This window comes from Myxococcus sp. CA039A (assembly GCF_013336645.1).
GTDB lineage: Bacteria > Myxococcota > Myxococcia > Myxococcales > Myxococcaceae > Myxococcus > Myxococcus llanfairpwllgwyngyllgogerychwyrndrobwllllantysiliogogogochensis.
In genome coordinates, this window is the sequence record NZ_JABUMQ010000289.1 from 1 (window position 1) to 14672 (window position 14672).

Here is a 14672-nt window from a genome sequence, read left to right on the forward strand (position 1 = left end):
TCGTGGATGGGGGTTGGGTCATGGTGGGGATGGACATGGATTCGCAGCTCCCGGAGTCGTGGGAGGAGGCCCGTGCTCGCAGGGAGCGTGAGCGTGAACGGGAGACGGACCGCAACGAGCTGATGCAGCCGCACTTGCAGCGGCCCACGCGCATCGTCGCCATTGGCGGCGGCACGGGGCTTCCCATGGTGCTGCGCGGCCTGGCGAAGCGCTCGGCGCCCAAGCCGGGCGACCCGGGCGTGGACATCACCGCCGTGGTGGCGATGAGCGACGACGGGGGCAGCTCTGGCCGCCTGCGCAGGCTGCACGGCGCGCTGCCTCCGGGTGACATCCGAAATTGCCTGGTGGCGCTGGCCGGAGGGCGCAGCGCGCTGAAGGAAGTGTTCCAGTTCCGCTTCGGTGGGGCGCGCGGACTGGCCGGTCACGCGGTGGGCAACCTGCTCATCGCCGCGCTGGCGGAGCTCAAGGGCGACTTCATGGAGGCGGTGCGCATGTCCGGCGAGCTGCTGGGCGCGCGCGGCACGGTGCTGCCGTCCACGCTGGCCTCCGTGCAACTGGTGGCGCAGATGCATGACGACACGGAGGTCGTCGGCGAGCGCAACATCTGCCGGGCGCAGGGGAGGGTGCGCAAGGTGACGCTCAGCCCGCGCTCGCCGCCTCCGGTGGAGGGCCTGCTGGAGGCCATCTACACCGCGGACCTGGTGGCGATTGGCCCGGGCTCGCTGTACTCGAGCCTCTTGCCCAATCTGCTGGTGGACGGCGTGGCCCAGGCGCTGAAGGAGACGCGCGCGCTCAAGGTCATGGTGGCCAACCTGATGACGCAGCCGGGGGAGACGGACGGCATGTCGTGCCTGGACCACGTGCAGGCGGTGCGAGAGCACGTGGGCCCCGTGCTGGACGCGGTGCTGGTGAACGGCACGCTGCCGGCGCCGGACGCCATGCGGCGGTACGGGCGGCGGGGCTCGTTCCCCGTCGACGTGGACACTCGCGAGCTCATCGCCGCGGGGGTGGTGCCGGTGCGGGCCGACCTCCTCAAGGATGGGTCGAGGATCCGACACGACAGCCGCAAGGTCGCCGCCTGCCTGTTGAAGATGGCGCGCAGCGGCTTGTAGCCACGCCTTCCCATCACCACCTTGGGCGCCCGAACATGGAAGCAACCCTGAGCAACCCCGGGCCGCGCGTCGTCGAAGTCGACGACCGTGCGGCCTTCATGGCCCTGGAGTCGGAGTGGAACGCGCTGGTGGAGGCGACGTCCGGCGAGGTGTTCTACCGGCACGAGTTCCTGCGCATCTGGCTGGACAACTTCGCCCCCGGCGCGCGCCTGCGCGTGCTGACGCTGCGGGACGCGGACGGCCAGTTGAGCGCGGCGCTGCCGATGTGGGAGGAGCGCACCACGCTGTACGGCGTGCCCGTGCGTCAGCTCTCCGGCGCGGCCAATGCGCACTCGTGTCGCTTTGACCTGCTGGCCCGCGAGCCGGAGGTCGCCGCGGCCCTGTTCCTCTCGCACCTGCGACGGCGGGGCGGGTGGGACGTGCTGCGTTTGACGGACGTGCCGGATGGGGGCTCGGCGTGGCGACTGCACGCGGCGGCCCGCAGCGCGGACATGCCCGTGGGCGCGTGGGAGTCGCTCCAGTCTCCGTACATTCCGCTGCCCGCCACGCGGGAGAAGTACCAGGCGTCGCTCCAGGCGAAGTTCAAGGCGAACTGCCGGCGTCGGCGTCGCAAGCTGGAGGAGAAGGGCCGCGTCACCTTCGAGCGGGTGGAGGGCGGGCTCGATTTGGAGCGGACGCTGGAGGACGGCTTCCTGCTGGAGCAGAGCGGCTGGAAGGGCGAGCGCGGCACGGCCATGGCGCAGGACGCGGCGACGCGCGGCTTCTACACGGAGCTGGGGCGCGACGCGGCCTACCGCAAGAAGCTGGCGCTGTACTTCCTGCGGCTGGATGGCCGGCCGGTGGCCTTCCACTACGGCCTGGAAGACGGCGGGCGCTACTTCCTCTTGAAGCCTGGCTACGACGAGGCGCTGCGCGAGTGCAGCCCGGGCCAGCTCCTGATGGAGGAAGTGGTGGGGGCCTGCATCGACCGGGGCCTGCGCGAGTTCGATTTCCTGGGGCCGGACATGGTGTGGAAGCGCGACTGGACCGACCAGGTCCGGCGCCACACGTGGCTCTACATCTTCAACGACTCCGCCTTCGGCCGGGCGCTGTGCGCGGCCAAGTTCCGGTGGAGCCCGGCGGTGAAAGAGGTGGTGGCGAAATGGAAGCGATGACTCCCCCGGGCAAGATGTTCGTGCCGTCCCTGCCCACGCTGTGGCCTGGCATGTTGCTGTCCAAGCCCCGGCCCGGAGCACTGCCGCCGTTCTCGTCCCCCAACGTCCGCTACTTCTACTTCGCCCGCAACGCCGTGTGGCTCACGGTGAAGATGCTGGGGTTGGACAAGGGCGAAGTCCTGATGCCGTCGTACCACCATGGCGTGGAGGTGGAGGCGCTGGTGGACGCGGGCGCCACGCCGCGCTTCTACCGGGTGGGCAGCCGGTGGGACGTGGACCTGGAGGACGTGGCGCGGCGCATCGGTCCGAAGACGAAGGCGCTGTACCTGACGCACTACGCGGGCTTCCCGGGCCCGGTGGAAGAGATGCGCAAGCTGGCGGACCAGCACGGGCTGGTGCTGATTGAGGACTGCGCGCTGTCGCTCCTGTCGTCGGATGGCTCGGTGCCGCTCGGGACGACGGGGGACGTGGGCATCTACTGTCTCTACAAGACGCTGCCCGTGCCGAACGGTGGCGCGCTGGTGGTGAACGGGCCGCGCTCCTACAGCCTGCCGGAGCCTCCGTCGCCGCCGTCCGCGTCGACCTTCAGTCACACGGTGTCCGCGCTGCTGCAGAATCTGGAGCTGCGCGGCGGGGTGGCGGGGCGCACGCTGCGGGGCTTCGTCCGCACGCTGGGGCACGGCACGGTGAAGGCGGCGAGCATCGAGCGCGTGGCCACGGGTACGCAGCACTTCGACCGCAAGCATGTGGACCTGGGCATGAGCCCGCTGACGAAGCGGATCGCCCTGGCGCAGGATTTGGAGTCCATCGTCGAGAAACGGCGACGCAACTACTTCTACCTGCTGGGCCGGCTGCGGGACGTGGTGCCGCCGCTGTTCAACCAGTTGCCGCCCGGCGCGTGTCCACTCTTCTTCCCGATGGTGGTGCAGGAGAAGGCGGAGGTGCTCGCGCGGCTGAGGGCGAAGGGCATCGATGCCATCGACTTCTGGAAGCGCTTCCATCCGGCGTGCGACGCGGGGGCGTTCCCCGAGGTGGCGCAGTTGCGGCGCAGCATCGTGGAGATTCCGTGTCACCAGGACCTGTCGCCGGAGGTGATGGCGGACGTGGCGCTGGTGGTGCGCGACGCGGTGCGAGCGGAGAAGCGGTCGAAGAAGCGCGCGGGATGAGTGGGTCTGCGGGGATGGGAGGGGCGGTTCTCCCCTCCGAGGAGGCGGGACGGTGATTCGCGAGGACGAGCTGAGGCAGGGGCCGCGCGCCGCGCAGCGGCTGGACGTGAGCGCCGTGGGCAGTCTGTCCGCGCTGGCGGGAATGCGCGCGGAGTGGGATTCGCTGCTGGATTCGAGCCACGCGGGGCCCTTCAATTCATGGGAGTGGTTGTATCCGTGGTGCCGGCGCATCGAACCGGGGCGGAGGCCCTTGGTCCTGACGGCGCGAGACGCGGCGGGGACGCTGGTGGGGCTGTTGCCGCTGGGGTTGGAGACGCGTCGGGTGACGGGTGCGCGGGTGCGGCGCCTGGGCTTCCTGGGCGAGACGCACGTGGGCAGTGACTACCTGGACGTCGTGGCCCGGCGGGGCGCGGAGCGTGAGGTGGCGGGGGCCTTCGCGCGGATGCTGGTGGCGCTGCGCGAGGAGTGGGACGTGCTGGATTTGACGGACCTGCGCGAGGACTCCGTCACGGTGGACGTGCTGCGCGCGGCCTTCTCCGGACAGGACGTGCGGCTGTCGGAGCGGTACGTGTGTCCGTACGACGTGTTGGACCCGCGCGAGCCGTTCGACGCGTTCCTCAAGCGCACGGGTCGGCGTGACAACTACCTGCGGCGGCGCAAGTGGCTGGAGAAGCAGGACGGCTACCGCATCGAGCGCACCGAGGCGCCGGGTGAGCTGGCCGGGCCGATGACGGACTTCTTCCGGCTGCACTCGGCGCGGTGGGCGGAGGACGGTGGCTCGCAGGGCATCAAGGGCACGGGTGTGGAGTCGTTCCACCGGGACGCGACGCAATTGCTCGCGGAGCGGGGACGGCTGCGGCTGTACACGATGAAGGTGGGCGGCCGGGCCGTGGCTTCGGTGTACGGCATCGTGCACGGGGACCGCTTCGTGTACTTCCAGTCCGGGTATGACCCGGAGTTGCGCAACCGCAGCGTGGGCCTGGTGCTGGTGGGCGAGACGTTCAAGGACGCGATGGAGGCCGGGCTCACCGAGTACGACTTCCTGCGCGGCACCGAGACGTACAAGTCCGACTGGGTGTCGAAGCAGCGGCGCACGGTGTCCGTGCGCGTGCACAGCGGGACGCGCGCGGGGGCCTGGTTCACCCGGGCGGAGGAGCTGGCGCGCAAGGGGCGCAACGCGGCGAAGCAGGTGATGCCGGGCACGTGGGTGGAGAAGGTGCGCCGGTTCCGGCGTCGCCGTGCCGCGGTGGATTGAGGACGTCGCGGTGAGGCCAGGCGACCGGCATCGTGCGTAGGGCGAGGCCGGAGGCGGGCGTCCGATGCGAGCAGAAGAGGGCGGCGGCGTGAATGGCCGCGCGCCCTTTCGCTCGCGGCCTTTCGCTCAGGGCGTGCTGGTTGCGTCGGGCGGCATCGCGGCGACGTACGTGAAGCCCGACTCACTGGGGCTCTGCCAGGCCGCCTTGAAGTCCGCCCACGAGTAGACCTCCTCGCGGTTCTGATAGGGATTGTAGACGCGTACGTACGTCTGTCCCTGGGCGTTCTCGGTGATGTCGACCACGCTCACCCAGTGGGTGATGTCCTGGTCCGAGGTGCGCACCGACTCCAGCATTCCGTTGTCGGCGCCGTCGATGTTGACGAGGACCATCAATGCGCCGCCGTCGTCGAGGATGCGTTGCGCGGCCTCGGGCGTGGGGTTCTGCGCGTGGTTGTTGTTGTACGTGTTGGTGGCGCTGAAGTTGCCGTCCAGGTCCGTCATGGTCGGGTCGTTCTCGGAGCCCGCCTGCTGACCGACGATTCTCCAGCCCTCGCTGGCCAGGAAGGTCTCCAGGTGGGTGGAGTTCGTCAGCATCTCGCCGTTGCTCAGGATGCCTCGGTAATCGGAGCCGAGGTTGGCGAAGCGGGTGAGGCCGTCCACGAGCTCCATCCCCATGACGGAGAGGGCGGACAGCTCTCCGCACAGGTTGCCGTGGGTGTAGTCCTTGCCCTCGCCGTTGAGGATGGCGCCGATGTTCAGGTACTGGGCGATGGGGTCTTGTCCCGCGGAGTGGTTCGCGGCCCACTCGCCGACGCTGCCTTCGCCCCAGGGCCACCCGCGTGAGGTGCCGATGAGAGGCGTCTCCGCCGCCACGCCGGTTTCAGGCAGGGGCCCGAAGTAGAGGGACATCTCCTCCTCGACCAGCGTGGCCCAGTGCTCTTCGGCCGTCGCGCGCTGCTCTTCGGGCGACAGCTCGCTCCAGTCCTCCGTCAGGGGTGGAGGTGACAGGGACGGGTCGCGAATCCACGCGGGGGCCATGTCCTCGACGTGCTGGCTCCAGTTCTCGCGGATGCCGTTCAGGACGCTCGCCTGGGCCGTGGCGTCCAGATGGTGCCAGGCGCCGTGCATCCACGGTGGAGGGCCGCCTTGTTCGAGCCAGGCGGGGACAGGGAGCGAGGTGCCCGTGTCCGCCACCACCATGTTCGCGATCTCCGGTGGAAGGTTCGCTCGCGCCAGCGCGGCCTCGCGCTCCGGGCCTGGGGGCGCGGAGAGAATCGTGTTCACCGTGCTCCCCGGCACGGAGCCCGCGATGGAGTACTCGGGGTGCTGCTTCAGCCAGGTCTCCGACGCGGTCCATTCGCGCGTCGTGGGGTCGTAGATGTTGTTGCCCTGGCGGATGACGACGTGGCCCGTGGTGCCCTCGGCGCCGGGGCGGCTGTCCTTCAGGAAGAGGACCTCCGAGCGTGCGCGGATGACGGCGGGCGCCAGCGACAGGAAGTCCGCGATCGCGTCCAGGCAGTTCACCCGGCCGTCCTTCGCGTTCTCGCTCGCGAGCGAGGTGCCGGGTGCGGAGGTTCCATCGGTCGCGAGGTCCGGGCCTCGCGTCTGGGGTTGCGCGGTCTTGAACGAGTCGGGCTTCTTGGCGTCCAGGCTCGCGGCCTGGGCGGCGAGCCTCGTGAGTTCTTCCAACATGCGCCGGGCCGCTTCTTCCGCCGCACGCCGCGCGGCTTCCTCCGCGGCACGACGGGCCTGCTCCGCCGCGACATTCGCGACGGGCGATGCGTCCTTCGAGATACGAGTCGACATGTCTCCCCCTCTTCAGTCACGGTGCTGCACTGCGGTCACGATGTAACACTGTGACAGGGCGCGAATGCAACGGCTCAGCCAGTAACAGCGGGAGGGGGTGCGCTCTACGGCTCAGGAAGTGGCGCGACCGCCGATCACCGGAAAGCGCTCATAGGCGCGTAGCAGCGCGTCGAGATGCGAGGGGTTGTCGAGATTGAGCGGCTCGTCGGTGAGCTGCACAACCCAGCCGCCCGTCGCGGTGGGCCGCGCCCGTGAAAGCAGCTCCGCGTCACGGGAAGGGTCCGGGAATCCGATGGTGCGTGCGGCAGCCGCCGACCAATAGTTCAGCCAACCCAGGCGATGGGGAATCTCAGGCGAGCCCATGGCACCCGGGGACGCGATCACCGGCAGGCCGCGGGGAGGCGGGTCCAGGTCGTCTGCTCGATTCCTTGTCTGGCGCGCGATGTCCAGGCTTGCCCTGAATGGTGTGACATGTCCCCAATGCGCGCGTGCGCTTTCCGCCACCGCCGCTAGCACATTCGCGGCCGACACAATCCCTGCTGTGTCTGGGGGCAGATCCGCACGGACCTCGAATTGTGCGTGCCCCCCTGGAGAGAGGCCCGCGGGTATCTCCATCCCCGAAATCATCACAGGGGAACTTTCGTCACCGTTGCACAGGAGCGGGAACCCCCCGTCTTTTGCCTCTTCCTTGAGCCATGCGTCGCGTTGCGGCAATGCGATGGGGCACCCGTCTTCCGAGACCTTCCAATCCAGGCGCAAACCAGGGAATGCACGCTCCATCCCCTGAACCACGGTCACAGGACGGTTGTCGTCACCCATGAGCGCAGGTGCATAGACGATGAGGGTCATTTCTCGCTTGGCTGTCATCTCAGCACCAGTCCATGACGACGATAAAGCCCTTGAGGTCCGGGGCCGCTTCTTCTAACGCTTCCTGATGTGCTTCGCTGCGCACACCCACCCGGAAGTCAAACCGGCAGGCCAGCGCGAGGCCACGCTCAAGCCGCATCTCCGCCACCTGATCCTTGATCACCCGACCTTGGAGAAAGGCGCTGTACGTGTCGAAGTTGTCGGTCTTGACCTCCCAGAGCGTGCGCCTGGCCAATTGCAGGGCGTCGAAATTCTTGCCGTTCACGAACACATCCCATCCGGGGAAGCTGTTGTTCGGAACCTTGTCAGCGCATTGGTTGTGCGGGTCATTGCCGCCACGGTGATTCACCCGTCGAGGCTCACACCTGCGGCTGCGCTCTCCCTCTGGGAGATCAGGCGGTAGGGGCGGTAGCCAGTCCTGCGCCGCTGGCTCCGGTTCAAGCCGTGGTTTCGCCTGGGGCTCCTGTAGCGCGTGCTCCGTGTCGGCCAGGGGCTTCGTCTCAGGAGCGTGGCCCGTTTCATCGGGATAGGGGTGTCGTAGCTCATACGCATCCAACACCCCCTTGATGGCGACGGCGACGACCACCGCGCCCGTGATGATCACCGCTCCAACCAGAATCTCAGGTGCGGCCAGGATGCAGACGCCCACGCCCATGACGACCGCACCAGCGGAGGCGACAGCGCATCTTCCCGTCGGATCCCTGAACCGGATCCGTTCATGGTCGAGAGAATCAAAGCACCGGTCCACCACCATGGGCCAGGGGAGGTCAGCCTCCTGGACGACGCACCTGCCTTCATCGCTCCATGGAAGCGTCGCCGCTCGCCGGAGGTTCGCGAGCCTTGGGCTCCGAGCGGAAGTCGCCTCTGGGATGGGGGGGCGGTAGCGCAGGCTGTGAGAACGAGCAGGAGCGCGCTGCATGTGCGGGAACGCATCGCCACGTCCTTTTCAATCAAGTCAGGGCCCCACGGGGCAAAGCTTGCCTGCTCTGGTGTGAACACCCCACCGGAATCAGAACAAGCGCTTCTCTTCCAGGGGCTCGCGGAACAGGATGCAGGAGGATGTCTGTCCCCGTCTTTCGTCGGCCCCGTTGTCAGCGCTGCAACCTCCCGCAGCACCTGTGCCTGTGCGCAGAGATTCCCCAGGTTGCGACGCGCACCCGCATCGTCCTGCTCCAGCACATCGTGGAGACATGGAAGAAGAGCAACACCGGACGGGTGGCCGCGCTCGCGCTGTCGAACGCGAAGCTGCTCACCTACGGCGCGCCGGATGAGTCCTTCGACACGTCGGTCCTCTCCGAGCCGGGCACCTGGATGCTCTTCCCAGACGGTCCCTCCGCACCGCCGGATGCCCCCGCGCCCCGACAGCTCGTGGTGCTGGACGGGAGCTGGTCCCAGGCTCGGCGGATGTCTCAACGCATCCCCGTTCTCCGGACACTTCCGAGACTCGTCCTCCCACCGCCCGAGTCCGGAATGCTCATGCTCCGCGAGCCCACGCATCCGTCCGGGATGTCCACCCTCGACGCGATAGCCCGCGCGGTGGCGATGCTGGAAGGACCCGAGGCCGCGGCGGCGCTGGAGCGACTGGCCGCGCTGCGAGTTCAGCGCATCGCCGAGTGCGGCACGCTCAACTGACTCCGTCGCACAGGGCCCGCCCACTCACGGACCCATCTCGACAACTGTGTGGACCACACGGGCTTCCAGAGTGGAAGCCCGGACCCATCACGGAACCGCAGCCACCTCGGAGCGCAGCTGGGCAATCGCGGGCAGGAGCTGCGGAGGCTGCATGTTGCGCGGCACCTCGACGGAGAACCGCTCGAAGTGCTCCAGCGCCTTGAGCTTGTCGTCGCGGCGCAGCGCGAGGCTGCCCAGGAAGATGAGCGCCTCCTGCGCGTCGGGCCACGTGTTGACCAGCTCGGTCAGCTCCGCCTCGGCGCCCTCCATGTCCCCTCGAGTGGCGCGCAGCACGCCCCGGTGCACGCGCAGCTCGACATGGAACGGGTCCACCGCCAGGCCCTTGGCCGTCACCGTCGCGGCCTCGTCGAACTGCTGACGACGGATCAACTCGTGGCTGAGCATGGAAGCGGAGTCCAGGTCGAACGGATTGGCCTCCAGCCGCGCGCGCGCCTCCTCCATCTCCGCGCCTTCCGGCTGCTGCGCGCCCATGCCGCCCTGCTGCGGCGCCTGACCCTGCCCGGGGGCGCCCGGAGGCATGCGGCCGGTGGCCTCCTGCCCGTCGGTGCGCGCCTGCTGCTCGGAGACGAGCAGGTAGCCCAGTCCTCCGAAGAACAGGACGATGCCAGCGCCCCACAGCGCGCCAGACAACTGCGGATTGCGCGCCGACCAGCCAGTGGGCGCGGGCGCCTGCTGCGTCCGGGCGCGCGGCTCCCCACTGGACGCCTTGCGCTTGAGGTGCTCGTCCTTGGCGCGAAAGGCCGCGGCGGCCTCGTGCTCCAGGCGGGACTTCTCCGCGGCGTACTGCTCGGCGGCCAGGTTGTGCTTGTCCGCCTCCAGGGTGCGCAGCTGGTCGATGAGCGACTGCGCGCGCTGGCCCAGGTCGTCGAGCACACCGTCCTTGGGCTCGGGCGTGGTGAGCGCGCCCTTGCGACGCATGAAGAGCAGCCACGCGGCGGCGGCGATGAAGGCCACGGCGAGGACGATGATACCGGGCAACCAGTTGGTCGGCTGTTGCTGCATGGCTTAGCGCTCCAGCTCCCGGCGCACGGCCTGGAGGTAGGGGTCGGCGTCATCCGCCGCGGAAGGGGTGCCCGGAGTGGGGGCGGAAGGAGTGCCCGGCGTGGCCGCCGTGGCCTGCGGGGGCGGTCCTTGCTGGACCTGTCGCCAGATGACGAACCCGCCCACCATGAGGAGCGCGACGGGGCCCAGCCAGACGAACCAGTTGAAGCCCTCCGCCTTGGGCTCCAGCAGCACCCACTCTCCGTAACGCGACACGAAGAAGTCGACGACTTCCTGGTCGTTCTTCCCCTCGGAGACCAGCTCGCGGACCATGTCGAGCTGCGCGCGCGCCATGGAGGACGGGCTGTCGGAGATGGAGAGGCCCTGGCACACCGCGCAGCGCAACGTCTTGCCGAGCTGCTGGACGCGGACCTCGAGTTCGGGCGCGAGAGGCTCGCTCGCCGCCTGCTGGGGCGCGAACTGGCCGGTGATGAGGCCGAATGCAAGGGTCAGGGAAAGCAGGGCGGCGGTCATCGGAACTCCCGGGAGCCGTCTCTACCTAGCTCTACCGGGCCCGTGTTGGACAGTGAAACCTGAGCGCCGGACGCCCGCCCCGCCGCCCGGGCTGTAGGTGGGCATCCGTCACGGTGTCAGCGCAGGGGCTCGAAGGAAGGTCCGAGCACGGGGTCCACGGTGAGCACGTACGTGTCCCGGGCCGGATAGAGCTCGAGCGGCAGGGCCACCGGATGACGGGGCGTTATCGGGCCTCCATTCTTCGTGGAGGAGGTCACCATCCGCCCATCCACCAGCAGGATGGCCCAGAACAACTCGCCCTTGCTCAGGTCCTCCGGATGGTGCCGGGCGATGGCCGCGCGAGGTACCGCGGGGAGCTCCGCCAAGGCCTTCACCCGAGGGGGCGACTCCAGCCTCCCATCCGCCCGGTAGCGCACCTGCGCGAGCATGGCCCGGCGTGGGTGCTTCAGTGACGCTGCGAGCACCGCGACGTTCAGCCTGCCCGCCGGGTCCATCCACAGCCCGGGCTCCGAGCTGGGAAGCGCTCTGAGCCCAGGCAGGCGGGTGCTGGCGACGCGGGTGAGCCCACCTCCGGCGCGGCTGCGCACGTGGTGCAGGTCCAGTCCTTCGGCCGTGTCCTCGACGAGCACCACGCTGATGGCGTCTCCCAGGGAGTCGGGCTGGATGGTGGCGCGCGAGGCGATGGGTTTTCCTGGCAGCCGCACGCGCCCCACCTCGCGGCCGGGGGTGACCTCCGTCGAATCGAGGGTGGACTGGAAGCGGAGGAGCCGAAGCTCCCTCCCGCCCGCGGCGATGAAGGGAATGAACAGCTCACCAGCGGCTGTCTGGAGGGGCGGACGCACCAGGGACTCGGGGGGCGCCTCCAGGTCCATGCGAAACGGATGCTCGGTGGTTGCGGGCTCCGCCAGGGCCATCACCGAGGCGCCCTTGCGCCAGACCACCCAGTCGACACACGGCGCGCCCTGTGTGTTGTTGGTCCACGGCGCCAGGGCGTCGCTGGAGCCGGGCTCGACAGGGCCGAGGATGGTCGCGGGACGCCACCGCACGCCCCACTCGCTGTCATCCGTCGCGTCCGCATAGACGCCCGTGACGAGCATCGGCCGGCCCTCAATCTCCTGGATCCACGTGGCGAAGACGCTGCTGCGATACCTGGCCGCCACGTCGAAGCCCAGGGACGCGGGACCCGAAGTCGACGCGACGATGTCGAACTCGACGGGCGCCGACTCCACCGAGAGCGCCGGCTGCTCCAGTCGCGCCTCCAGGCGATAGCGTCCGGGACGGGTGACGGGAAGCCACTCGTGCAGCTCCAGCACGGACTCGAGCGCCTGGCCCACGCCGAGCCTCACGCGCGGGGCGGCGTCGGGAGAGACGGCGTTGTCTGGATTTCGCAGGGTGACCTCGCGCCCGTTGGCGCTGCGACCCTGGGGATACTCGGGGCCCGTCAGCGTGTACGTGAGCGTGGCATCCGAGTTCCGGAAGGGGTCCGCCAGCTCCACGGGAGATGGGCCGTTGTTGCGCACGGTGAGGCGCAGGCTGCGGTCCTCGATGGCGGTGAAGCGCTCCTTGGGCATGTTGAACTGGATGCGCACGGAGGGACCTCCAGGCTGCGTGGAAGGACTCTTGGTGGGGCGGGGCGGCGCGCTCGCGAGCGTCAGCGAGACGAGGAGCGTGTGGCAGGACAGGAGAATCGGGCTCATGGCCGGGCGTTCCGACTTCCGATGCTGCTCAGCGCCTGTTTGTTCCAGCCCCGGAGTCGTAGCAGGCACATGCCACAGAACCTTCGCTCCACGGAGAAGTCGTAACCCATCAAACAGTCGCTCCCGTCCTGGTCATGCTGTTCGGTCATCGCGCCGGTGGGCACCCGGTGGACCGGGAAGGGGGCATGGGGAAGGAAGAGCTGATGGCCCACCTCGTGGGCGATGGTCTGCACGAGCGAGTTGGCGCCGCCGTTGTAGTTCCTCGCGGTTCCGCACTGCACGACGGCGCAGCGCGCGCGGTCCTGCGAGGGAAACTCCTGGGAGAATCCATTGACGAGACTGCCCCCAGGTTCTGTTTCGAGATTGTAGAGGCCGTTGAATTGCAGGAGCACGATGCCGGGAGTGCCACCGGTGGGCTCGTCGAAAGCCGTGACGAGGATGCTCTTGGCCCAGTCCTTACAGAGACGATGGTACGCGTGTTCCTTGTTGTCCGTGCTCGCGATCTTGCCGGGAACGAGCCAGCGAGAAGCGGTGGCTCGCCCACCTCCGCGCAGCCGCTTCACTTCGTCGAGAAAGTTCGGGTAGGTGCGAAAAGTGAGGGCATGCGGGCCCGCGGCGTATTGGTCCACGAGGGGGTCGATGGCGGCGCGGACCTCCGGGGACAGGGCCGCGACAGCTCGGGCGATGCGTTTGTTGTAGGTGTCCGCGTCCATGATGGTGACGCCACCGCTGCGGTCTTCCAGTCGTAAAAAAGCGCGAGCGAAGCGTTGCTGGACGTCGGCGATGCAGACGCCGGAGACGCTCGGGTGCTTGCGCAGCACGCGCGAGATGTGGACCTCGCGCCAGGACTCGAAGATGCCGGTGCGGGCCTGGATGGCGGCGGGGAGCGGAGCCTCGTCCTCGACGTCCAGCACGACGCCGCCGTCCTTCCGCTTGTCGTAGGCAAGCTGCACCGTCACGCGCCAGGCGTCACCCGCGATGCGTGAGGGCTGGAACACCACACCCGTTCGCCCCGCGAAGGCGCCGCGGGTCCACGGCAGGCTGTACGCCGCCCACTTGCGCTTCGAACACGGCACGACGCGGAAGGGGAACGCTCCGTCCCGGGGCTCGGCCTGCGGGGTGTAACCGGTCTGCCGAGGGAAGACCGTCGCGGAGGGCTGGCCGCGCTTGCCGCCCACGTCGCGGTGCGCGTTGTCTCCCTTGGGGCGTGAGGTCTGGCATTGCCGCGCCAGCGCGTGCTCCAGATAGGCGCGTGCGAGGGGCGAGTGCGGGGTGAGGTCCTCGGACTCGTCTTCCCAATCCCAGAGGAAGCGCACCCTGCCGAGCGCGCGGGGAGCGTCGACGCGACGGTTCCGTGAGTCCTTGAGCCACGCGCGGGCGAAGATGGGGACATCCGGCCCCATGCCCCACGCGCGGCGGTATTGCCGGAAGTCGGTGTCGTCGCCCATCTCCTCGATGCGTGTCTTGAAGAGGTTGCTGACGAGTCGAATCTCCGCCCGCTCTCCGTCGGATGGAAGCCGTCCGAGGGTGGTCGCCACGTCGCGGTCCCTCTGTCGCGTGAGCACGCGGGAGTCACCCAGCTCCAGCTCAATCCCATCCACCAGGACATGGAAGTACGTCCAGGCGACGGGGCACTCCGCGAGGCCCGCGCCCTGGAGCGTCAGCTTGAGCTTGTAGGGCGAGTGCTCCACGGTGACGACGCCATCGGGAAAGGTCTCGCACGCGGTGACGGTGCCGTCCCAAGGCAGGCGGTGCTCGCCGCCCGTGAGCTCCTCGGCGGTCAGGTCCCGGGTCCACAGGGGCTTCTTCGCGTGGCGGGTGAACAGCTCCAGGCGACCGACGCGCACGAGGTGGGCGTCATTGGAGAGCCGATAGGTCAGCTCCGCGGGCTCCACTTCGGGCACGAAGTGGAAGTCATCTTCGGGAGCCTCGGTGGTGCGTGTGCGGAGTCCCGGGCGATGGAAGCGGGAGGTCGCGCCGCCGGGGATGGAGAGCCGGAAGTCCGTGACGCCGAAGCTGGCGAGACGAAGCCGGTTGCGATTGCGTCCACTGGGGGGAGTGAGCGCGACATGGGCCGAGAGAGCGAGGCGTGCCATGGCGGGGGCTCACGTGTCGTGACGGCGAATCAGCTCGCGTTGCACGTCCGCGAGCTGACCTGTTTCCGCGAGTCCATGGTGGCGCTGGAAGGCGCGCACCGCGGCGCGAGTGCGGGGCCCGGGAGCGCCGCGCTCGCCTTCGATGAGGAAGCCCAGGTTGTGCAGTCGTTCCTGGGCGGCCGTCATCGCGTCGGCGTCGAAGGTCGCGGGGGATTCGAGGTGCAGCGCCCAGCTCAGCAGGTCGGGTGAGGGCTCCACCGAGGCGTGCGTGTCCATGAAGTCGCTGGCGACGATGGACGGGGGATATCGGGG

General features: G+C 69.0%; 13 protein-coding genes. 5 read left to right on the forward strand and 8 right to left on the reverse strand.

Annotated elements, in window-relative coordinates; genetic code table 11:
- Positions 1-20 precede the first annotated feature (20 nt).
- Genes yvcK through HR086_RS35770 form a run of 4 tightly spaced genes read left to right on the forward strand, consistent with a single transcriptional unit; the run spans position 21 to position 4687 of the window.
- The gene (yvcK, locus tag HR086_RS35755) at positions 21-1112 is read left to right on the forward strand and encodes a gluconeogenesis factor YvcK family protein (protein WP_141648023.1); all 1092 of its coding nucleotides are present in this window, start codon (positions 21-23) and stop codon (positions 1110-1112) included.
- 35 nt (positions 1113-1147) lie between these two features.
- On the forward strand, positions 1148-2266 hold the full coding sequence (locus HR086_RS35760; protein ID WP_174467858.1) for a GNAT family N-acetyltransferase: 1119 nt from the start codon (positions 1148-1150) through the stop codon (positions 2264-2266).
- Complete coding sequence (locus HR086_RS35765; protein ID WP_371745776.1) at positions 2254-3432, forward strand: DegT/DnrJ/EryC1/StrS family aminotransferase; 1179 nt, start codon at positions 2254-2256, stop codon at positions 3430-3432. The genes HR086_RS35760 and HR086_RS35765 overlap by 13 nt, the downstream gene beginning before the upstream one ends.
- A 52-nt stretch (positions 3433-3484) precedes the next feature.
- Positions 3485-4687 (forward strand): GNAT family N-acetyltransferase, encoded by a 1203-nt coding sequence (locus HR086_RS35770; RefSeq protein ID WP_174467859.1) that lies wholly within the window; start codon positions 3485-3487, stop codon positions 4685-4687.
- A 126-nt stretch (positions 4688-4813) separates the two neighbouring features.
- Here HR086_RS35770 and HR086_RS35775 read toward each other — a convergent pair whose 3' ends face one another.
- From HR086_RS35775 to HR086_RS35785, 3 genes are all read right to left on the reverse strand, one after another.
- Positions 4814-6493, reverse strand: coding sequence for a hypothetical protein (locus HR086_RS35775; RefSeq protein WP_174467860.1), 1680 nt, complete (start codon positions 6491-6493; stop codon positions 4814-4816).
- A 111-nt stretch (positions 6494-6604) separates the two neighbouring features.
- Entirely contained in the window at positions 6605-7360 is a 756-nt protein-coding gene (locus HR086_RS35780; RefSeq protein WP_174467861.1) for a DUF5953 family protein, read from the reverse strand.
- Between the two features lies 1 nt (position 7361).
- Positions 7362-8015, reverse strand: coding sequence for a DUF6310 domain-containing protein (locus HR086_RS35785; protein ID WP_306663469.1), 654 nt, complete (start codon positions 8013-8015; stop codon positions 7362-7364).
- A 404-nt stretch (positions 8016-8419) separates the two neighbouring features.
- On the opposite strand from HR086_RS35785, the gene HR086_RS35790 reads away from it, so the two are divergent.
- Positions 8420-8992 (forward strand): tRNA-uridine aminocarboxypropyltransferase, encoded by a 573-nt coding sequence (locus tag HR086_RS35790; RefSeq protein ID WP_174462658.1) that lies wholly within the window; start codon positions 8420-8422, stop codon positions 8990-8992.
- An 87-nt stretch (positions 8993-9079) separates the two neighbouring features.
- On the opposite strand, the gene HR086_RS35795 is transcribed toward HR086_RS35790, so the two are convergent.
- From HR086_RS35795 to HR086_RS35815, 5 genes are all read right to left on the reverse strand, one after another.
- Entirely contained in the window at positions 9080-10054 is a 975-nt protein-coding gene (locus tag HR086_RS35795; RefSeq protein WP_141648029.1) for a tetratricopeptide repeat protein, read from the reverse strand.
- 3 nt (positions 10055-10057) lie between these two features.
- On the reverse strand, positions 10058-10567 hold the full coding sequence (locus HR086_RS35800; RefSeq protein WP_174467862.1) for a cytochrome c-type biogenesis protein: 510 nt from the start codon (positions 10565-10567) through the stop codon (positions 10058-10060).
- 116 nt (positions 10568-10683) lie between these two features.
- A complete protein-coding gene (locus tag HR086_RS35805; protein WP_174467863.1) occupies positions 10684-12264 on the reverse strand; it encodes a hypothetical protein in 1581 nt (526 codons plus the stop codon).
- Entirely contained in the window at positions 12261-14360 is a 2100-nt protein-coding gene (locus tag HR086_RS35810; RefSeq protein ID WP_174462661.1) for a hypothetical protein, read from the reverse strand. Before HR086_RS35810 ends, HR086_RS35805 begins: the two co-directional genes overlap by 4 nt.
- Positions 14361-14369: 9 nt before the next feature.
- A partial coding sequence (locus HR086_RS35815) for a peptidoglycan-binding protein (RefSeq protein ID WP_174467864.1) occupies positions 14370-14672 on the reverse strand: 303 nt, incomplete at its 5' end.